The 18,558-nt window shown below is 69.8% G+C and carries 10 protein-coding genes; 7 read left to right on the forward strand and 3 right to left on the reverse strand.

The window, feature by feature from the left end; all coding sequences use genetic code 11:
• Positions 1-21: 21 nt before the first annotated feature.
• The gene (locus tag VO99_RS30785; RefSeq protein WP_198156899.1) at positions 22-192 is read right to left on the reverse strand and encodes a hypothetical protein; all 171 of its coding nucleotides are present in this window, start codon (positions 190-192) and stop codon (positions 22-24) included.
• Positions 193-588: 396 nt separating this feature from the next.
• On the opposite strand from VO99_RS30785, the gene nirB reads away from it, so the two are divergent.
• The 5 genes from nirB (at position 589) to VO99_RS08660 (ending at position 8,190) form a co-directional block, all read left to right on the forward strand.
• Positions 589-3,405, forward strand: a complete 2,817-nt coding sequence (nirB, locus tag VO99_RS08640; protein WP_198156900.1) for a nitrite reductase large subunit NirB — start codon at positions 589-591, stop codon at positions 3,403-3,405.
• A gap of 45 nt (positions 3,406-3,450) precedes the next feature.
• Positions 3,451-4,752 (forward strand): nitrate- and nitrite sensing domain-containing protein, encoded by a 1,302-nt coding sequence (locus tag VO99_RS08645; protein ID WP_046112452.1) that lies wholly within the window; start codon positions 3,451-3,453, stop codon positions 4,750-4,752.
• A 127-nt stretch (positions 4,753-4,879) separates the two neighbouring features.
• Complete coding sequence (locus tag VO99_RS08650; protein ID WP_046112453.1) at positions 4,880-5,890, forward strand: amidohydrolase family protein; 1,011 nt, start codon at positions 4,880-4,882, stop codon at positions 5,888-5,890.
• A 112-nt stretch (positions 5,891-6,002) separates the two neighbouring features.
• Complete coding sequence (locus VO99_RS08655) at positions 6,003-6,974, forward strand: Bug family tripartite tricarboxylate transporter substrate binding protein (RefSeq protein WP_046112454.1); 972 nt, start codon at positions 6,003-6,005, stop codon at positions 6,972-6,974.
• Between the two features lie 13 nt (positions 6,975-6,987).
• Positions 6,988-8,190, forward strand: a complete 1,203-nt coding sequence (locus tag VO99_RS08660) for a CaiB/BaiF CoA transferase family protein (protein WP_046112455.1) — start codon at positions 6,988-6,990, stop codon at positions 8,188-8,190.
• 32 nt (positions 8,191-8,222) lie between these two features.
• Here VO99_RS08660 and VO99_RS08665 read toward each other — a convergent pair whose 3' ends face one another.
• On the reverse strand, positions 8,223-9,158 hold the full coding sequence (locus VO99_RS08665; protein ID WP_310733654.1) for a LysR family transcriptional regulator: 936 nt from the start codon (positions 9,156-9,158) through the stop codon (positions 8,223-8,225).
• A gap of 201 nt (positions 9,159-9,359) precedes the next feature.
• On the opposite strand from VO99_RS08665, the gene VO99_RS08670 reads away from it, so the two are divergent.
• Both VO99_RS08670 and VO99_RS08675 read left to right on the forward strand, forming a co-directional pair.
• Positions 9,360-16,181: a HAMP domain-containing protein gene (locus VO99_RS08670; protein WP_232315313.1), complete on the forward strand. Its 6,822-nt coding sequence runs from the start codon at positions 9,360-9,362 to the stop codon at positions 16,179-16,181.
• Positions 16,178-18,226 carry a hybrid sensor histidine kinase/response regulator gene (locus tag VO99_RS08675; RefSeq protein ID WP_046112457.1) on the forward strand — a complete coding sequence of 683 codons (2,049 nt, stop codon included), beginning with the start codon at positions 16,178-16,180 and terminating at the stop codon, positions 18,224-18,226. The genes VO99_RS08670 and VO99_RS08675 overlap by 4 nt, the downstream gene beginning before the upstream one ends.
• Here VO99_RS08675 and VO99_RS08680 read toward each other — a convergent pair.
• Positions 18,174-18,470 carry a hypothetical protein gene (locus tag VO99_RS08680; protein ID WP_046112458.1) on the reverse strand — a complete coding sequence of 99 codons (297 nt, stop codon included), beginning with the start codon at positions 18,468-18,470 and terminating at the stop codon, positions 18,174-18,176. The genes VO99_RS08675 and VO99_RS08680 overlap by 53 nt on opposite strands.
• Positions 18,471-18,558 lie beyond the last annotated feature (88 nt).

Below are 18,558 nucleotides of genomic sequence, written 5' to 3' on the forward strand. Positions count from 1 at the left end.
GCCTTCAGCACGGGAAGGCGTTCAGCCGCCCTTCTTGGGGCGCTTGCCCGGGTTCTTCTTGCTGCGGGTGTGCGAGCCGCGCTCCAGGCTCACGCGCTGGCCGCCACCGCCACGGTTGACGTTGGTGCCCGGCGTGCCCGGCACGCGCGGGGTGGCCTTGCGGTCGGCTTCGGTTCTGATCTTGGTGGCCATCGTTTGCTCCTGGCAATGAATCGTCGAACCCATGATTAGGCCACAAGGCCGCGGGCCGGCCTGCCGGCGGCTGCTGCGCCAGGCGCGGGCGCGGGCGGGCCCTCGCCACCCTGCACCGCGCCAGCCTGGTGCGCCCGCTCCACGCGTTGGCGCATGCCGGGCCCCAGATGCCGGGCACGAACGTTGCGTCCGGTTGCCGCGCCTGGCCACGGTAGCGTTGCCGCCGTCAGGCAGCTCCCTCCGCTGATGAAGGCGGAATACCGGACCCCGTTGCGGCCCCTGCGGCCGGCAGCGCCGGTGGTTCCTACTCCAATCAACCCGTGCGACGGGTCGGCCGAGGCGCAGCACACCTGCACCGTCACGCCGCGGCCGCCCGCGCACCGTGCAGGATCAAGCATGAAGATCGTTCTCGTCGGCCACGGCATGGTGGGCCACAAGTTCCTGGAAAGCCTGGCCGAATCCGGCCTGACCGACCTCGAGGTCACCGTCCTGTGCGAGGAACCACGCGCCGCCTACGACCGGGTGCACCTGTCGGAGTTCTTCAGCGGCAAGACGGCCGAGCAGCTGTCGCTGGTGGAGCCCGGCTTCTTCGAGCGCACCGGCTTCCGGCTGACGCTCGGTGCCCGCGCCGAGAAGGTGGACCGCCGTGCCCGCACCGTGACCACCGCCGACGGCAGCGTGCTGCCCTACGACAAGCTGGTGCTGGCCACCGGCTCCAGCCCCTTCGTGCCGCCGGTGCCGGGCCGCGACCGGCCGCACTGCTTCGTCTACCGCACCATCGAGGACCTGGAGGCGATGAAGGCCTCCGGCGCGGCCTCGCGCAGCGGCGTGGTGGTGGGCGGCGGCCTGCTGGGCCTGGAATGCGCCAAGGCGCTGTGCGACCTGGGCCTGCAGACGCACGTGGTGGAGTTCGCGCCGCGGCTGATGGCGGTGCAGGTGGACGAAGGCGGCGCCCGCGTGCTGCGCCACAAGATCGAGGCGCTGGGCGTGCAGGTGCACACCAGCCGCAACACGGTGGAGATCACCGACGGCGCCACCGCGCGCCACCGCATGGTGTATGCCGACGGCAGCTACCTCGAGACCGACATGATCGTGTTCTCCGCCGGCATCCGGCCGCGCGACGAGCTGGCGCGGCAGTGCGTGCTGGCCATCGGCCCGCGCGGCGGCGTGGTGATCGACAGCGCCTGCCGCACCAGCGACCCGCACGTCTATGCCATCGGCGAATGCGCCTCCTGGAACGAGCAGACCTTCGGCCTGGTGGCGCCGGGCTACGAGATGGCCCGCGTGGCCGCCGCGCACATCGCCGGCCGCGCCGATGCCGCGTTCGTCGGCGCCGACATGAGCACCAAGCTCAAGCTGATGGGCGTGGACGTGGCCAGCATCGGCGATGCGCATGGCCGCACGGCGCACAGCCGCAGCTGCGTCTACGTGGACGAGCGCCGGCAGGCCTACAAGAAGATCGTCATCAGCGACGACGGCAAGCAGCTGCTGGGCGCGGTGCTGGTGGGCGACGCGGCCGAGTACGGCACGCTGCTGCAGATGGCGCTGAACGGCGTGCCGCTGCCGGCCGAGCCCGAGTTCCTGATCCTGCCTTCCAGCGACGGCCAGCCCAGGGCCGGCATCGGCGTGGCGGCCCTGCCCGACAGCGCGCAGATCTGCTCCTGCAACAACGTGAGCAAGGGCCGCATCTGCGAAGCGGTGGGCGAAGGCGCCACCAGCATCGGCCAGATCAAGGCCTGCACCAAGGCCGGCGCCACCTGCGGCGGCTGCGTGCCGCTGGTCACGCAGGTGATGAAGATGGAGATGGGCCGGCGCGGCATGGCGGTGAGCGACCATGTCTGCGAGCACTTCCCGCACTCGCGCCAGGCGCTGTACCACCTGGTGCGCGTGGGCAACATCCGCAGCTTCGGCGAGCTGCTGCAGCGCCATGGCAGCGGCCTGGGCTGCGACATCTGCAAGCCGGTGGCAGCCAGCATCTTCGCCAGCTGCTGGAACGAGTTCGTGCTGAAGAAGGACCTGGCGCCGCTGCAGGACAGCAACGACTACTTCCTGGGCAACATCCAGAAGGACGGCACCTATTCCGTGGTGCCGCGCATGGCCGGCGGCGAGGTGACGCCCGACGGGCTGATCGCCGTGGGCCAGGTGGCGAAGAAGTACGGCCTGTATACCAAGGTGACGGGCGGCCAGCGGCTGGACCTGTTCGGCGCCCGGCTGGAGCAGCTGCCCGCCATCTGGGAGGAGCTGATCGCCGCCGGCTTCGAATCCGGCCATGCCTATGGCAAGAGCCTGCGCACGGTCAAGAGCTGCGTGGGCAGCACCTGGTGCCGCTACGGCGTGGGCGACAGCGTGGGCCTGGCCGTGATGCTGGAGAACCGCTACAAGGGCCTGCGGGCGCCGCACAAGATCAAGTTCGGCGTCTCCGGCTGCACCCGCGAATGCGCCGAGGCCCAGGGCAAGGACGTAGGCATCATCGCCACCGACAAGGGCTGGAACCTCTACGTGTGCGGCAATGGCGGCATGAAGCCGCGCCATGCCGAGCTGCTGGCCAGCGACCTGGACGAGGCCACGCTGGTGAAGCTGGTCGACCGCTTCCTGATGTTCTACGTGCGCACCGCCGACCGGCTGCAGCGCACCAGCACCTGGCGCGACAACCTGGAAGGCGGCCTGGACTACCTGAAGGACGTGGTGGTGAACGACAGCCTGGGCCTGGCCGCCGAGCTGGAAGCGCAGATGCAGCAGGTGGTGGACACCTACCAGTGCGAGTGGAAGACGGCCGTGACCGACCCCGCCACCCGCAAGCGCTTCGTGGCGGCGGTGAACGAGGCCGCGCCCGCCGAAGCGGCAGCGGATGCAGCCGACGCCGCCGAGGCCGAAGGCTGGACCGCCGTCTGCGCGGTGGACGACATCCTGCCCGATGCGGGCGTGCGCGCCGTGGTGCAGCAGCGGCCGGTGGCGGTGTTCCGCATCGGTGCCGACCGGTACCACGCCATCGACGACGTGGACCCCAAGTCGGGCGCCAGCGTGCTGTCGCGCGGGCTGGTGGGCAACCTGGGCGAGCGCATCGTCGTGGCCTCGCCGCTGTACAAGAACCACTTCGACCTGCGCAGCGGCGAATGCATCGAGGCGCCGGAGCATTCGGTGCGCGCCCATGCGGTGCGGGTGGAAGGCGGGCGGGTGCTGGTGGCGCTGAAAGCGCTGGAGACGCTGGCCTGAAGAAGAATGGCGGCTGGCAACCGCCTGAAGTCCTGGAGTGTGTGCATGCCCGAGCCGGCCGAAGAACTGTCCGTATCGCAGCTGGTGCTGCAGGCCAAGCAGCTGGAGATCGACGCGGTGCGGCAGCTGGCCGGCCGCGCCGAGCTGGTGGATGCCATCGGCCACCTGATCCACGGCCTGCAGCGCGAGCGCGGCGCCACCAGCATCTTCCTGGCCTCGGGCGGCCAGCGCTTTGCCGATGTGCGCGAGCAGGCCATGGCCGAGGCCGACGAGGCCGACCGCCAGCTGCGCCGGCTGCTGGCGCTGCAGCTGCAACCGGCCCAGGGCCCCACCGCGCCGATGCTGTCGCTCATCGCCTGGGTGCTGCTGGGCCTGCAGTCGCTGCCGGCGCTGCGGGGGCAGGTGCAGCGCCGGCAGATGGAGGCGGCCGATTCGGTGGCCGCCTACAGCCGGCTGATCGCCGGGCCGGTGGAGCTGATCTTCCACATTGCCGATGCGGCCCGGCTGCCCGGGGCTTCTCGGCTGCTGGTGGCGCTGCTGCACCTGGTGCAGGCCAACGAGGCCGCTGGCCAGGAAAGGGCACTGGGTGCGGTGCTGTTCGCCTCCGGCCGCTGCGCCGAGGCCTTGCAGCAGCGGGTGATGCACCTGATCGACGCGCAGGACCGCAGCCTGCAGGTCTTCGCCGACTTCGCCGACGAGGCGCTGCGCGCCGATTGGGAAGCGCAGCAGCTCACGCCCGATGCCGCGCGGCTGGAGCGGCTGCGCCGCATGCTGTCCACTGCACGGCCGGAAGCACCGCTGGACAGCCGCCACAGCCAGGCCTGGTTCGACGCCTGCAGCGCCCGCATCGACAGCCTGTGGCAGCGGGTGCTGGCCGTCATCGGCCAGCTGCGCGCCGAATGCGAGGCGCAGCGGTTGCGCGCCGAGCAGGCGCTGCAGGATTCCGAAGGCCTGCTGCAGGGCCTGCGCAGCCACCCGCCGCAGCATGCGGATGCGGTGGCCCGCTTCTTCGACAGCCGCCACCGCCCCGAGGCCGCGCCCGGCCTGCCCGACGCCACACTCACGCCCGCCGGCGAGAGCCATGCGCTGATGGAACTGCTGCAGGCGCAGGCGGCGCGGCTGGCCGCGATGGAAGCCGAGCTCGACACCGCCCGCCGCACGCTGCATGAGCGCAAGGTGATCGAGCGCGCCAAGGGCGTGCTGATGTCGCGCATGGGCATGACCGAGGAGGCCGCCTTCCGCGCGCTGCAGAAGACCTCAATGGACCAGAACCGCCGGCTGCTGGACGTGGCCGAGGCCACGCTGTCGCTGCCGGACTTCGCGTTTGCGCCGGCGCGCGCGACTTGATAGCGCCGTTTTGATCTGATCACAGACTCCCCCACTTTCTTGTCGGTGTCCGTGGCCGGACACTGGCCACGGGCATCACGAGACGACGCCCGAGCGAGGCGGCGCAAAAGCCGACCGTGGAGACAAGATGGGTCAGACCAACAACTACCTGCCGGTGCGCGACGACTGGCTGGAATCCCGCCAGGAAGACGTCCTCGAACCCGACCTGGCCATCATCGACGCCCATCACCACTTCTACGACCGGCCCGGCTGGCGCTACCTCGATGAGGACTACCGCGCCGACGCTGCCTCGGGCCATGCGGTGCAGGCCTCCGTCTACATGCAGGCGCTCACGCGCTATCGCACCGACGGGCCAGTGGCCTGCCAGCCCGTCGGCGAGACCGCGTATGTGGCGGCGGTCACCGAGAACCGCGGCCCCGTCCGGGTGGCCGCCGGCATCGTCGGCCATGCCGACCTGCGGCTCGGCGATGCGGTGCAGGGCGTGCTGGAGGCCCACATCGCGGCCGGCCGGGGCCGCTTCCGGGGCATCCGCCACCTGACGACCTGGGACGCCGACACCTCGCTCGCCAACCCGGCCACCGCCGCGCCTGCCGGCCTGCTGTTGGACAGCGCGTACCGCGCGGGGCTGGCGCAACTGGCACCGCTGGGCCTGTCGTACGACGCCTGGCTGTTCTTCCCGCAGCTGACCGAGCTGCTGGCCACCGCACAGGCCTTTCCCGACACCACCATCGTCGTGAACCATTGCGGCGGCATCGTCCGCATCGGCGCCTATCAGGGCCGTGAGGAGGAGGTGTTCCGCCGCTGGCGCGATGCCATGGGCGCGCTGGCCCGGCTGCCGAACGTGCACGTCAAGCTGGGCGGGCTGGGCATGCGGATCAACGGCTTCGGCTTCGAGGCGCTGCCGGTCGCGCCTTCGTCGGAACACCTCGCCCGCCACTGGAAGCCGTGGATCGAGACCTGCATCGAAGCCTTCGGCGTCGAACGCTGCATGTTCGAGAGCAATTTCCCGGTCGACAAGGGTTCCTGCAGCTACCACGTCGTCTGGAACGCCTTCAAGCGCCTGGCCGCCGGCTGCAGCCCCGACGAGAAGCAGGCGCTGTTCTCGGGCACGGCCAAGCGCGTGTACCGCCTGGACTGAACCCTCCCTTCCGGCCGTTGGCCCCTGCCCCGGCGCCCTCCCCGACCGAGCGCCGTCCCCCGCGGAACCCACGTCGTCACGGTCGACTGAACATCACCCAAGGACCACCACCATGACTCGATTGCAACGCCGCCGCTTCGCCGCCCTGCTCCTTGCCCTGACGGGCGCCGGCAGCGCATTCGCGCAGGCCTACCCCGCCAAACCCATCTCCGTCGTCGTGCCCTACGCGGTGGGCGGCACCACCGACATCGTCGCCCGCATCGTCACCGCCCAGATCGGCAACAGCCTGGGTCAGACGCTGGTCGTCGAGAACAAGGCCGGCGGCGGCGGCAACATCGGCTGGGGAACCGTGGCGCGCGCCGCGCCCGATGGCTACACGCTGCTGACCACCGAGATGTCGTTCACCATCGCGCCGTCGCTGGGCATCAAGCAGCCCTTCGATGCGTCCAAGGACTTCACGCACGTCGTCACGGCTGCCTCGGCGCCGCACGTGCTGGTCATCAACCCCGGCGTGCCGGCCAAGACGGTGCAAGAATTCATCGCCGTGGCCAAGGCCAGCCCGGGCAAGTTCAACTACGGCTCCGGTGGCAATGGCACCAACACCCACCTGGGCGGCGAACTGTTCAAGAACGCGGCCGGCGTGGACCTCGTGCACGTGCCGTACAAGGGGGCGGGCGCGGTGCTGCAGGACCTGATGGGCGGCCAGGTGCAGGCGCTGGTCACGTCCTTGCCGACGGCGCTTCCCCACATCCGCTCGGGCAAGCTGCGGGCGTTGATGGTCACCAGCGACAAGCGCTCACCCCTGCTGCCGGATGTGCCGTCGGCCAAGGAAGCGGGTCTGCCCAAGGTGGTGATGGACTTCTGGGTCGGCTTTGCGGTGCCCGCCGCCACGCCGCAACCGGTGGTGGACAAGCTCAACAAGGCCGTCACGGATGCATTGGCTTCTGCCGATGGACGCCGGCTGCTGGCCGAGCAGGGCCTGGAGCCGGCGTCGAACACGCCCGCCCAGGCGGCGCAGCTGGTTCAGGGCGAGATGAAGCGCTGGGGCGCCGTGGTGAAGGCCGCCGGCATCAAGGCCGATTGATCAGGAGACGACCGTGTCAACCAAGCCCCTGCATGGCATCCGGGTGCTCGACCTGACCAACGTGCTGGCCGGCCCCTTCGCCTGCCACCAGCTGGCACACATGGGCGCCGACGTGATCAAGGTCGAGACCGTGGGCACCGGCGATCTGGCGCGTCAGCTCGGCGGCGACGTGACGCTGAGCAAGCGGAACATGGGCGTGTCCTTCCTGGCCCAGAACCCGGGCAAGCGCTCCCTGACGCTGAACCTCAAGCACGCCAGCGGCAAGGCGGTGTTCCGCCGCCTGGTACGCACGGCCGACGTCGTGATGGAGAACTTCCGCCCTGGCGTGATGGACCGGCTGGGGCTGGGCCATGCCGAGCTGATGAAGGAGAACACACGCCTGGTGTACTGCGCGATCTCCGGCTTCGGCCAGGATGGGCCGCTGCGCGACCTGCCTGCGTATGACCAGATCATCCAGGGCATGTCGGGGATCATGAGCGTGACCGGCGCGCCCGAGAACGCGCCCTACCGCGTCGGTTATCCGGTCGCCGACACCATCGGCGGCATCACGGCCGCCTTTGCGGTGGCCGCTGCGCTGGCCGATCGCCGGCGCACCGAAGGCGTGTTCATCGACGTCTCGATGCTGGAGGCCGCGATGGCCACGATGGGATGGGCCGTGTCCAACCACCTGATCGCCGATCGCGACCCACAGCCCATGGGCAACGACAACGTCACGGCCAGCCCTTCGGGCACGTTCAAGACCGGGCACGGACTGCTGAACATCGCCGCCAATAAGCAGGAGCAGTTCGAAGCGGTCTGCACCGTGCTGGGCCACCCGCAATGGGCACAGGACCCGCGCTTCGTCGACCGCCACGCACGCCTGGCCCACCGCGAAGACTTGCGCACGCTGATGGAGCAGGCGATGGCCGGCGAGTCGGCCGAGGTCTGGTGGGCTCGACTCAACGATGCGGGTGTGCCCGCCGGGCCGGTGTACACCGTGCCCCAGGCGCTGGCCCATCCGCAGATCGCCGGGCGCGGCATGCTGGCCACCTTCAAGGACGCACCCGGCGTGGGCCGCGACATCCGCGTGGTGCGCACCGGCTTCAAGCTCAATGGCCAGGCGCCGTCGGTGGACACACCGCCACCGCTGCTGGGCCAGCACAACGACGAGATCCTTGCGGAGCTGGGCTGCACCCCCGCGGAGATCCAGGCGTTGAAGGGTGAACGGATCGTTTGAACCCGGTCCCGTGCGCCGCCGCACCGGCAAGGTCACCGCTTCACGACCGCCTTGCGCGCCGCCTGCACCAGCGCCTTGATCAGGCGCGTGCGCACCGAGGCGCGCGGCCAGATGACCCCCAGGCGCCGCCGGTAAGGGTCGTCGACGGGGATGCGTGCGACCCGCAAGCCCCGCAGCCAGGGCACTGACGCGTCGGGCGCCAGCGACACGCCCAGGCCGCGGTCGACCAGCATGGCGATGGCAGGCAGCGAGCTGAGCGTGAAGCGCTGGCGCGGCACGATGCCGGCCTTGCGCAGGAACATGTCGGCCTGCTTGCCGCCACTGAGCGCGCGGTCGTAGCGGATGAACGGCTCTTCGCGCAGCAGCGCAAGGGCATCCCGGCCGGCCCAGCGCGGCGGCGCCATGACCACGAGCGGCTCATCGGTCAACTCATCCCATTGCAGGGTCTTGGGCAACTGGAAGGGCGGGTGCAGCGAGATGGCCACGTCCAGCTCACCGCGAAGCACGGCGTCATACAGGTCGCTGGAGACACCCGAGCGGATGGTGACCGCGGCGTCGGGATAAGCGGCGACGAAGCCGGCGAGCACCGCCGGCATCACGCTGTGCAGGGCGGTGTTGATGGCGCCGAGCCGCAGTTCGCCGGTGGCAGCCTCGTCGCTGAGCGCGGCCTTCAGGTCGCCGATCTCCTGCAGCACCCTGCCCGCACGCGCAGCCAATGCATGACCTGCCTCGGTCAGCGCCACGGTGCGGCCCGCGCGCACCACCAGCCGCACGCCCAGCTCGCGCTCGAGCAGCTTCAGCTGGTGCGCCACGGCGGCGGGCGTGATGTCCAGGCGGCGCGCGGCCTCGGACATCGAGCCTGCTTCGACGACGAGAAGAAAGGTGCTGAAGTAGGCGGTTTCCACGGCGGCCATTGTCGAGCCGGCGTGACGTTCGGAACGGGGTCTGCTGCGGGTGCTGCTGCTCACCCCGGGGCGCTGAAGCGCGTGTCAGACACGTCCTACAACGCAGACGCACGATTGCCGATTGGCGCCGTCGCGGCCGTCTGACAGATTTCGTTATCTGAAAAATGGGGCGGAGACCATGCCGAGCGGGACGACAAGCATGCGAGGGGCGCTGCTGCGGCAGCGTGCGCGGGATGGAGACATGGCGCGCGGGAGGACACCGCAATGAGTGCCGAGCTGAGTACGATGCCCGCCGCCAGCCGGGCCGATGGCCGCAACCGCCAGGTGCTGGCGGCGATGGTGGCCCTGCGTGACGGCGACTTCAGCCGCCGCCTGCCCGACGACTGGGACGGCGTGGAAGCCGAGATCGCCCGCGCCTTCAACCAGACCATCGCACAGCAGGCGCGCATCTCGGCCGAGGTGGAACGGCTGAGCGAGACGGTGGGCAAGGAAGGCCGGCTGCGCCAGCGCATGACCCTGCCCGGCGCGGTGGGCGGCTGGGCCGGCAACGTCGATGCCATCAACACCCTGATCGACGACCTGGTGCGGCCCACGGCCGAGATCGCCCGCACCATCGGCGCGGTGGCCAAGGGCGACCTGGGCCAGGCGATGGAGCTGGAAGTGGACGGCCGCGAGCTGCGCGGCGAGTTCCTGCGCTCGGCGCGGCTGGTCAACACCATGATCCAGCAGCTGTCGGTGTTCACCTCGGAAGTGACGCGGGTGGCGCGCGAGGTGGGCATCGAGGGCAAGCTGGGCGGCCAGGCGCAGGTGCGCGGCGTGTCGGGCGTGTGGAAGGAGCTGACCGACTCGGTCAACCAGATGGCCGGCAACCTCACGGCCCAGGTGCGCAACATCGCCGAGGTGACCATCGGCGTGGCCAACGGCGACCTGTCCAAGAAGATCACGGTGGACGTGCGCGGCGAGATCCTGCAGCTGAAGGAGGCCACCAACACCATGGTGGACCAGCTGCGCTCCTTCGCCTCGGAGGTGACCCGCGTGGCGCGCGAGGTGGGCACCGACGGCCGACTGGGCGGCCAGGCGGTGGTGCCCGGCGTGGCCGGCACCTGGAAGGACCTGACCGACTCGGTCAACGCCATGGCCACCAACCTCACGGCCCAGGTGCGCAACATCGCCACCGTGACGACGGCGGTGGCGCGCGGCGACCTGAGCCGCAAGATCACGGTGGACGTGAAGGGCGAGATCCTGGAGCTGAAGGAAACCATCAACACGATGGTGGACCAGCTCAACGGCTTCTCGTCGGAGGTGACGCGGGTGGCCCGCGAGGTGGGCACCGAAGGCCGCCTGGGCGGCCAGGCCGCGGTGCCCGGCGTGGCCGGCACCTGGAAGGACCTGACCGACTCGGTCAACTCCATGGCCAGCAACCTCACCGGCCAGGTGCGCAACATCGCGGGCGTGGCCACCGCCATCGCCAAGGGCGACCTCTCGTCGAAGATCACGGTGGAGGTCAAGGGCGAGATCCTGGCGCTGAAGAACACCATGAACACCATGGTGGACCAGCTCAACGGCTTTGCCGGCGAGGTGAGCCGCGTGGCCCGCGAGGTGGGCACCGAAGGCAAGCTGGGCGGCCAGGCGGTGGTGCCCGGCGTGGCCGGCACCTGGAAGGACCTGACGGACAACGTCAACTTCATGGCCAGCAACCTGACTGGCCAGGTGCGCAACATCGCCGAGGTGACCACGGCAGTGGCCAACGGCGACCTCTCCAAGAAGATCACCGTGGACGTGCGCGGCGAGATCCTGGAGCTGAAGAACACCATCAACACCATGGTGGACCAGCTCGGCGGCTTTGCCTCCGAGGTGACGCGGGTGGCCCGCGAGGTGGGCACCGAAGGCAAGCTGGGCGGCCAGGCCGAGGGCCGCGGCGTGGCCGGCATCTGGAAGGACCTGACCGACTCGGTCAATGCGATGGCCACCAACCTGACCAGCCAGGTGCGCAACATCGCGGAAGTGACCACCGCCGTGGCCAACGGCGACCTGTCCAAGAAGATCACCGTGGACGTGCGCGGCGAGATCCTGGAGCTGAAGAACACCATCAACACCATGGTGGACCAGCTCAACGCCTTCGCCGGCGAAGTGAGCCGCGTGGCCCGCGAGGTGGGCACCGAAGGCAAGCTGGGCGGCCAGGCCGAGGTGCCCGGCGTGGCCGGCACCTGGAAGGACCTGACCGACAACGTCAATTCCATGGCCAGCAACCTCACCGGCCAGGTGCGCAACATCGCCGACGTGGCCACCGCCGTGGCCAACGGCGACCTGTCGAAGAAGATCACGGTGGACGTGAAGGGCGAGATCCTGGAGCTGAAGAACACCCTCAACACGATGGTGGACCAGCTCAACGGCTTCGCATCCGAGGTGAGCCGCGTGGCCCGCGAGGTGGGCACCGACGGCAAGCTGGGCGGCCAGGCGGTGGTGCCCGGCGTGGCCGGCACCTGGAAGGACCTGACCGACAACGTCAACTTCATGGCCAGCAACCTGACCGGCCAGGTGCGCAACATTGCCGACGTGGCCACCGCCATCGCCCGCGGCGACCTGTCCAGCAAGATCACGGTGGAGGTGCGCGGCGAGATCCTGGCGCTGAAGAACACCCTCAACACCATGGTGGACCAGCTCAACGGCTTCGCCTCCGAGGTGACGCGGGTGGCCCGCGAGGTGGGCACCGACGGCAAGCTGGGCGGCCAGGCCCAGGTGCCCGGCGTGGCCGGCACCTGGAAGGACCTGACCGACAACGTCAACTCCATGGCCAGCAACCTCACCGGCCAGGTGCGCAACATCGCGGACGTGGCCACCGCCATCGCCCGCGGCGACCTGAGCCGCAAGATCACGGTGGACGTGAAGGGCGAGATCCTGCAGCTCAAGGAAACCATGAACACCATGGTGGAGCAGCTGGGCGCCTTCGCCTCCGAGGTGAGCCGCGTGGCGCGCGAGGTGGGCACCGAGGGCAAGCTGGGCGGCCAGGCCGCGGTGCCCGGCGTGGCCGGCACCTGGAAGGACCTGACCGACAACGTCAACTCCATGGCCAGCAACCTCACCGGCCAGGTGCGCAACATCGCGGACGTGGCCACCGCCATCGCCCGCGGCGACCTGAGCCGCAAGATCACGGTGGACGTGAAGGGCGAGATCCTGCAGCTCAAGGAAACCATGAACACCATGGTGGAGCAGCTGGGCGCCTTCGCCTCCGAGGTGAGCCGCGTGGCGCGCGAGGTGGGCACCGAGGGCAAGCTGGGCGGCCAGGCCGCGGTGCCCGGCGTGGCCGGCACCTGGAAGGACCTGACCGACAACGTCAACTCCATGGCCAGCAACCTCACCGGCCAGGTGCGCAACATCGCGGAGGTGACCATCGCGGTGGCCAACGGCGACCTGTCCAAGAAGATCACGGTGGACGTGCGCGGCGAGATCCTGCAGCTGAAGGAAACCATCAACACGATGGTGGAGCAGCTGCGCTCCTTCGCATCGGAAGTGACGCGCGTGGCCCGCGAGGTGGGCACCGAGGGCCGGCTGGGCGTGCAGGCGGTGGTGCCTGGCGTGGCCGGCACCTGGAAGGACCTGACCGACTCGGTCAACACCATGGGCGCCAACCTCACCGCGCAGGTGCGCAACATCGCCGAGGTGACCACCGCCGTGGCCCGCGGCGACCTGAACCGCAAGATCACGGTGGACGTGAAGGGCGAGATCCTGGAGCTGAAGAACACCATCAACACCATGGTGGACCAGCTCAATGCCTTCGCCGGCGAAGTGACGCGCGTGGCGCGCGAGGTGGGCACCGAGGGCAAGCTGGGCGGCCAGGCCGAGGTGTCCGGCGTGGGCGGTACCTGGAAGGACCTGACCGACAACGTGAACTTCATGGCCAGCAACCTGACCGAGCAGGTGCGCGGCATCGTGAAGGTGGTGACCGCCGTGGCCAACGGCAACCTGACGCAGCGGCTGACGGTGCAGGCCAAGGGCGAGGTGGCGGCGCTGGCCGACACCATCAACGGCATGACCGACACCCTGGCCACCTTCGCCGACCAGGTGACCAACGTGGCCCGCGAGGTGGGCGTGGAAGGCCGGCTGGGCGGCCAGGCCAACGTGCCCGGCGCCTCCGGCACCTGGAAGGACCTGACCGGCAACGTGAACCTGCTGGCGGCCAACCTCACCACGCAGGTGCGCGCCATCGCCGAGGTGGCCACCGCGGTGACCAAGGGCGACCTCACCCGCTCCATCCAGGTGGATGCGATGGGCGAGGTGTCGGAGCTCAAGGACAACATCAACACGATGATCTCGAACCTGCGCGAGACCACCGAGCGCAACCGCGAGCAGGACTGGCTGAAGACCAACGTGGCCAAGTTCACCGGCATGCTGCAGGGCCAGCGCGACCTGCAGGCCGTGAGCCAGATGCTGCTGAGCGAGCTGGCGCCGCTGCTGGACACGCAGCAGGGCACCATCTACCACCTGGCGGGCGGCGGCGAGAGCCCGCAGGCCCAGCTGCGGCTGCTGTCGGCCTATGCCCAGGGCGGCGACCTGGGCGCGGCGCAGTCCATCGCGCTGGGCGAAGGCCTGGTGGGCCAGGCCGCGCTGGAGAAGAAGCGCATCGTGCTGTCCGACATCGAGCCGGAGCAGGTGACCATCGCCACCAGCCTGGTGCAGGCCCGGCGCGTGAGCATCGTGGTGCTGCCGGTGCTGTTCGAAGGCCAGACCAAGGCGGTGATCGAGCTGGCCGCAATCCGCCCGTTCGCCAGCGGCTCGCTGGCCTTCCTGGAGCTGCTCACGCAGAGCATCGGCGCGGTGTTCAACACCATCGAGGCCACCATGCGCACCGAGCGGCTGCTGTCGCAGTCGCAGCAGCTCACGGTGGAGCTGCAGTCCCGCCAGAGCGAGCTGCAGGAGACCAACGAGCAGCTGGGCACCAAGGCCCGGCTGCTGGCCGAGCAGAACGCCGAGGTGGAGCGCAAGAACGCCGAGGTGGAGCAGGCCCGCCATGCGCTGGAGGAGAAGGCGGCCGAACTGGCGCTCACCTCCAAGTACAAGTCGGAGTTCCTGGCCAACATGTCGCACGAGCTGCGCACGCCGCTCAACTCCATCCTGATCCTGAGCCAGCAGCTGGCCGGCAACGGCAGCGGCAACCTGACCGAGAAGCAGGTCGAGTTCTCGCGCAACATCAATTCCTCCGGCTCCGACCTGCTGCACCTGATCAACGACATCCTGGACCTGTCGAAGATCGAGTCGGGCACGGTGACGGTGGAGGTGGAGCCCATCCCGTTCGCGGTGCTGCGCGAGAACATCGAGCGCAACTTCCGCCACGTGGCCGATGCCAAGAACCTGCCGCTGCGGGTGCTGTTCGACGACGACCTGCCGCGTACCCTGGAGACCGACAGCAAGCGGCTGCAGCAGATCCTGAAGAACCTGCTGTCCAACGCGGTGAAGTTCACCAGCCGCGGCCATGTGGAGCTGCGCGTGGGCTATGCCACCGAAGGCTGGAGCAGCGACCATCCGGTGCTGAAGACCGCGCCGCAGGTGGTGGCCTTCGCGGTGGAGGACACCGGCATCGGCGTGCCGCCGGACAAGCAGCGGCTGATCTTCGAGGCCTTCCAGCAGGCCGATGCCGGCACCTCCCGCAAGTACGGCGGCACCGGGCTGGGACTGGCCATCAGCCGCGAGCTGGCCATGCTGCTGGGCGGCGAGATCAAGCTCACCAGCGTGCATGGCGAGGGCAGCACCTTCACGCTGTACCTGCCGCTGACCTTCGCCGCCGGCGAGACCAAGCGGCTGCCGCCGGCCGACCGCCTGCCCGACGACGTGATCGTGCCGCACGGCTTCAGCGTGCTGCCCATCATGCGCGACGCCCAGGTGGCCGACGACCGCGGCAACATCGGCCCCGACGATGCGGTGCTGCTCATCATCGAGGACGACCCGCACTACGCCCGCATCCTGCTGGGCGCCGCGCGCGACCGCGGCTTCAAGGGCCTGGTCGCGCTCAAGGGCGCGCAGGGCCTGGCGCTGGCGCGCGAATACCTGCCCACCGCCATCTCGCTGGACGTGTTCCTGCCCGACATGCTGGGCTGGACCGTGCTCAACCAGCTGAAGCTGGACCCGAGCACCCGCCACATCCCGGTGCAGGTGCTGAGCGTGGCCGACGAGGACCGCAACCACGGGCTGGCGCACGGCGCCTTCTCGTACCTGGTGAAGTCGCCCACCAGCGAGGGCATGGAGGCCGGGCTGGACCGCATCAAGCAGTTCACCGCGCCGCGCACCCGCCGCCTGCTGGTGGTGGAGGACGACGAGCGAGAGGCCGCCGCCATCGAGGCCCTGCTGGGCCATGACGACATCCAGATCGACACCGTGGGCACCGGCACCGAGGCGCTGGCCGCGCTGTCCGCGCAGGCGGTGGACTGCGTGGTGCTGGACCTGCGGCTGCCCGACATGAGCGGCTTCGAGCTGCTCAAGCGGCTGCAGGCCGACCGCACGCTGGCGGAGATCCCGGTGGTGGTGTTCACCGGCCGCGAGCTGAGCGACGACGACCGCGCCCAGCTGCGCTCGATGGCCAAGAGCATCGTGTTGAAGGACGTGCAGTCGCCCGAGCGGCTGCTGGACGAGACGGCGCTGTTCCTGCACCGCACCGTCACCGCGCTGCCGCCGGACAAGCAGCAGATGCTGGAGCGGCTGCACCACTCCAGCGACTGGCTGCGTGGCCACAAGGTGCTGGTGGTGGACGACGATGCGCGCAACATCTTCGCGCTGACCACGCTGCTGGAGAACCAGGAGATGGAGGTGGTGAGCGCCACCAACGGCCGTGACGCCATCCGGCTGATCGAGGAGTCGGACGACATCGGCATCGTGCTGATGGACATCATGATGCCGGACATGGACGGCTACGAGACCATGCGCGAGATCCGCAAGCATCCGCGCCTGCGCAACCTGCCGATCCTGGCGCTGACGGCCAAGGCGATGAAGGGCGACCGCGAGAAGTGCCTGGAGGCCGGCGCCAGCGACTACATCTCCAAGCCGGTGAACACCGCGCAGCTGCTGTCGCTGATGCGGGTGTGGCTGTTCCGATGACCTCTCACGAGCCCGTCAACATCCTCATCGTCGACGACGAGCCCGCCAACCTGGTGGTGCTCGAGACCGTGCTCGACGATCCCGGCTACCGGCTGGTGCGCGCGGATTCGCCCGACCAGGCGCTGCTGGCGCTGGTGCAGGAGGAGTTCGCGCTGCTGATCCTGGACATCCGCATGCCGGGCATGACCGGCTTCGAGCTGGCGCAGATGATCAAGGAGCGCAAGAAGACGGCCGGCGTGCCCATCATCTTCCTCACCGCCTACTACGACCGCGACCAGCATGTGCTGGAAGGCTACGGCACCGGCGCGGTGGACTTCCTGAACAAGCCGGTGAACCCGGCGGTGCTGCGCTCCAAGGTGTCGGTGTTCGTGGAGCTGCACCGGCAGAGCCGCGCGCTGAGCCGCGCCAACCAGGAACTTCGCGACCTGAACCAGACGCTGGAGCAGCGCGTGGCCGAGCGCACCGAGGCGCTGCACCGCGCCGACCGCCAGCTGCGCGAGATGATGGGCAGCATCACCGATGGCCTGCTGATGCTGGACCGCGAATGGCGCTTCACCTATGCCAACGAGCGCGGTGCTCGGCTGATGGGCGCCAGCCCCGAGGAGCTGGACGGCACCTGCCTGTGGCAGCCGCCGGCGCGGGTATCGGAGCATTCGGCCGGCTGGTACCGCCGCGCGCGGGAGGAAGGCCGCACCCTGTCCTTCGACGAATACTTCCCCGAGCCGGTGGACAAGTGGTTCCAGTGCCACTGCTATCCGTCGGAAGCCGGCCTGTCGATCTACTTCCTGGACGTGACCGAGCGGCGCGAGGTGGACGTGCGGCGCGAGCGCCTGTTCGCCGCCGAGCAGGCCGCGCGGGAGGAAGTGGAACGCGTGGCGCGGGCCAAGGAGGCCTTCCTCGCCTCGCTGAGCCACGAGCTGCGCACGCCACTGGCCGCCATCCTGGGCTGGACGGCCATCCTGCGCCGGCCCAAGACCGATGCGGCCATGCTGCAGCGGGGCATCGAGGTCATCGCGCGCAATGCGCGGGCGCAGTCGCAGCTGGTGTCGGACCTGCTGGACGAAAGCCGCATCGTCTCCGGCAAGCTGCGCATGAACTTCGAGCTGCTGGACCTGAACGGCGTGGCCGCCGCGGCGGTGGACAACGCGCGGCCGGCGGCGCAGAACAAGGGCGTGGAGATCGCGCTGCAGCTGGCCGAGGCGCCGCCCCTGGAGATCATGGGCGACACCGCACGGCTGCACCAGATCGTGTCCAACCTGATCGCCAACGCCCTGAAGTTCACGCCGGCCGGAGGCCGGGTGCAGGTGTCCACGGCGCAGGAGGGCGCGGTGGTGCGGCTGCAGGTGTGCGACACCGGCGAAGGCATCCGGCCGGAGTTCCTGCCGCATGTGTTCGAGCGCTTCAGCCAGGCCGACGGCTCGGCCGCGCGGGCCCATGGCGGCCTGGGGTTGGGCCTGTCCATCGCCCACAGCCTCGTGGAGCAGCATGGCGGCCGCATCAGCGCCCACAGCCCCGGCGTGGGCCAGGGCACCTTGTTCACCGTGGAATTCCCGCGGGCGCGGGCCGATGCCCGCACGGCGGGCCCGCCGCCGGCGGCGGCGGTGTCCGATGCCGAGCCCTGGGAGGCGGCCGAGGCCGCGGCCCTGGGCATCGACGACGTGAGCCTGCAGCGGCTGCGGGTGCTGCTGGTGGACGACCATGCCGACGTGCTGGAGGTGCAGCGCCGCTTCCTGGAAGACCGCGGCGCGGTGGTGAGCACCGCCAACTCGGGCGAGCAGGCGCTGGAATCACTGCGCCAGCACCGCTTCGACATCCTGCTGAGCGACCTGGGCATGCCGGGCATGGACGGCTACCGGCTCATCGAGCTGGTGCGCGGCGAACTGGGCCTGGGTGCCGAGCAGCTGCCGGCGGTGGCGGTGACGGCCTTCGTGCGGGCCGAGGACAAGCGCAATGCGGTGGAAAGCGGCTACCAGACGGTGGTGCAGAAGCCGGTCAATGCGGTGTCGCTGGCGCGTACGGTCTACGGCCTGGCGCGCCGGCGCTGAGCTGGATGGCCGTCTTCAGCTGCTGCACCGCATGCAGGAGCAGGCGGTCGTCCTGCTCATGCAGGTCGGCGCCGTCGCCCAGCACGCCCAGCAGCCATTCCAGGTGCTGCAGCTGCAGCTGCGGATCGCGGGTGGGCGCCAGCACATGGCGCAGGTAGTGCGCCACGGCCGGGTCGATCTGGAGGCCGCCCTCGTCGATGCGGACGTAGTTGAAGGCGGTGCGGATGGGGGTGTTGCTCAGCATGGGTGGGCCTCGTGGCGGGCACAACGCACGCCTGGCCGCCATCATGGCCAACCCCGTCCGCGGGCAAGCCGCGGAACAGGGCCCCAAC

This window comes from Aquincola tertiaricarbonis (genome assembly GCF_000969605.1).
GTDB classification, from domain to species: domain Bacteria; phylum Pseudomonadota; class Gammaproteobacteria; order Burkholderiales; family Burkholderiaceae_C; genus Aquincola; species Aquincola tertiaricarbonis.

Bases quoted from the DNA above. Each gene is read 5' to 3' on its own strand.
- VO99_RS30785 (WP_198156899.1), bottom strand. From the start codon at position 192: ATGGCCACCAAGATCAGAACCGAAGCCGACCGCAAGGCCACCCCGCGC.
- nirB (WP_198156900.1), top strand. From the start codon at position 589: ATGAAGATCGTTCTCGTCGGCCACGGCATGGTGGGCCACAAGTTCCTG.
- VO99_RS08645 (WP_046112452.1), top strand. From the start codon at position 3,451: ATGCCCGAGCCGGCCGAAGAACTGTCCGTATCGCAGCTGGTGCTGCAG.
- VO99_RS08650 (WP_046112453.1), top strand. From the start codon at position 4,880: ATGGGTCAGACCAACAACTACCTGCCGGTGCGCGACGACTGGCTGGAA.
- VO99_RS08655 (WP_046112454.1), top strand. From the start codon at position 6,003: ATGACTCGATTGCAACGCCGCCGCTTCGCCGCCCTGCTCCTTGCCCTG.
- VO99_RS08670 (WP_232315313.1), top strand. From the start codon at position 9,360: ATGAGTGCCGAGCTGAGTACGATGCCCGCCGCCAGCCGGGCCGATGGC.
- VO99_RS08675 (WP_046112457.1), top strand. From the start codon at position 16,178: ATGACCTCTCACGAGCCCGTCAACATCCTCATCGTCGACGACGAGCCC.
- VO99_RS08680 (WP_046112458.1), bottom strand. From the start codon at position 18,470: ATGCTGAGCAACACCCCCATCCGCACCGCCTTCAACTACGTCCGCATC.